At 53.6% G+C, this 2154-nt stretch carries 2 protein-coding genes; both read left to right on the top strand.

The features are described 5' to 3' along the window. Positions 1-844, top strand: an 844-nt coding sequence (locus C516_RS20940; protein ID WP_084594278.1) for a tetratricopeptide repeat protein, incomplete at its 5' end; no start/stop codon positions are given. Positions 845-1123: 279 nt separating this feature from the next. Then, on the top strand, positions 1124-2002 hold the full coding sequence (locus tag C516_RS21295; RefSeq protein WP_156831309.1) for a DUF6708 domain-containing protein: 879 nt from the start codon (positions 1124-1126) through the stop codon (positions 2000-2002). Positions 2003-2154: the final 152 nt, after the last annotated feature.

The following is a 2154-nucleotide window of genomic DNA, read 5'->3' as shown; positions in this document are numbered from 1 at the left end:
GCTATTTGTCTGCCTGCCGGCTCAGGCCGAGGTTTTGTTTGACGATCCGACGGATGACACCCTCAATGAGGTTATAGGCGGGGCATCCTGTGACACGATCGACTCCTGGGCGACGGATGATAGTGCCAGATCCCAGTATCTAACGGGGATCGTCACTCTCAACGGGGAAAGGCGATGCGGTATAGAGAGGGATAATGAAAGATCGGCGGCTTTTCTGAAGAAGGCATGGGAGAAAGGGGCTGCGGATGCGGCGTTGACGCTTGGTCTCATGTACTACGGTGGATACGGCGTGGAGAAAAATAATGAAAAGGCCGTGGAGTTGCTTGTCGCATCGGCAAAAGGTGGCCATGTCCGTGCGCAAAGAGAGTTGGGTTGGGCTTATTGGGGCAGAGGAGGCGGGTTGAGTGATGTTTTCGATAAGGATTTAGAGAAGGCGTTGTTTTGGCTAAAAAAGGCCGGTAGGGCAGGAGACAAGAAAGCTGCGTATTCCGTTTCTTCGATTTATCTTATGGATGACGATGTTAAGCGAGACGAGGCTCAGATATTCTATTGGGTTAAAGTTGCTTCAGAAGCCAAGTATGGGCATGAAACGATTGGCTTCGGTCGACTGGCAGAGTGTTATGAGAAGGGTATCGGGACGGATAGGAATCTGGTGATTGCCTACAAATACTATGATCTCACCGGGACAGCGGGTGTTGAAGGCAAACAACGTGTCTCAAAGGGAATGACGGAGGAGCAGATCAACAAGGCAATCCGCTTGTCCCTTCAATGGCAGGCGGAGCATCACATTTACTTCCCGAGTTACCGCGGTCTCCAACATCAGCCGGACGGGAGTTACCGGTAATTCGTAAGGTTCCTTAGGGGGCTCGCGGCTGCTCTGAACTACGGTTATTGCTTTCGCAGTGGCGCTTTTCTACGCAGAAAAGGGAAGTGACGGATTTAGAGGCGCAGATCCAAGAGGTGATTAATATGAATTATACAGGTTTGGGGGGGGGTTAAATACAATATTAACCGTCTTCTGAACGGCGATGAGAAGCGGCTGCAGCTTGACCCAAAGCGGCCGGGAAGAGACGCTGTCAAGGTCGATGATAACCTTGCGGTGATCAGGCTCAATAGTACCTATATGGAACTGGTGGATCGGTGGTACGCCGATAAAGGAACTGCCGTTATTTACGGAATTTTGGGAGGGGTTCCTTCCTTTTTAGGGGTTGCTGTTTGTGTTGCTCTTCCTGTCGTTCGTAATGAGTTGGGTGCATGGGTTATTGCCGCTTTGGGGTGTTCGGTTTTTGGTTTCCTTTTCTGGGTTTCCATAAGGTATTTATTGTTGGAGGCTCATCGGAAAACTCATTATCCTATCCGTCTGAACCGAAAGAATCGCATGGTCTATGCTTTTCGGCCTGATGGAACGATCATAAGGGTACCTTGGGACGATCTCTTTCTCACCGTAGGTGAGAGCTACATATACGTGATGGGTAAATTCCATGATATTCGTGCCCATATCCTCGATGCGGACGGACGAACGGTTCGTGACACGTTCACCCTGGGCTATCCGGTTTCCGGGGCGATAGAGCTCCTGCCGGGCCTGTGGGAGTATATCCGCCGTTACATGGAAGAGCCGGAGGGTGTCAGGCAGAACTACGAACACACCGACCTGTGCATGCCTATCGGGGAACGCCGGGAGGGAGTGCGCTTCGGGATCGTGCGCGCCTTCGGCATCATCGCGGCGTGGCCGCTATTTCAGCTCGTTCTCTCACCGCTTCTTGCGGTCATCACCTGGGGGCGACTAATCGCGATGTATACCAGCCGGCCGCCACGCTGGCCGGCGGATATCGAGGCGGAGTGTGTCATCGACGATGACGATCCTTACCGCAAGGACTGGCGGGACAACGGGGCGTTCACCTTCATCGAGGGTACCTGGCCGGTGATCTGCTTCGTGTTCGGCAGCGTTGTGGCTGTCATCGCGATCTATAGCACGATCACGGCCATCATCGATGCGCTGTAGGCATGCTGTTTCGCCCACTAGCTGTGAAGTCTCAGGAGGTTGTCCACGGGGTCACTGCGATGGACGCTGAGTTTGCCGACCAAGCAGACCAGCGAAGGAGAGCCCGTGGACACCCATCACAATGCCGCGCTCACGCCCCGTGGTCGAGCCCG

It is taken from the genome of Arhodomonas aquaeolei DSM 8974, from assembly GCF_000374645.1.
GTDB lineage: Bacteria > Pseudomonadota > Gammaproteobacteria > Nitrococcales > Nitrococcaceae > Arhodomonas > Arhodomonas aquaeolei.
This window is presented reverse-complemented; position numbering and strand designations above follow the sequence as displayed.

What these genes read in the sequence shown, in the direction of transcription:
- C516_RS21295 (WP_156831309.1), top strand. Translation starts at nt 1,124, where the DNA reads ATGGAACTGGTGGATCGGTGGTACGCCGATAAAGGAACTGCCGTTATT.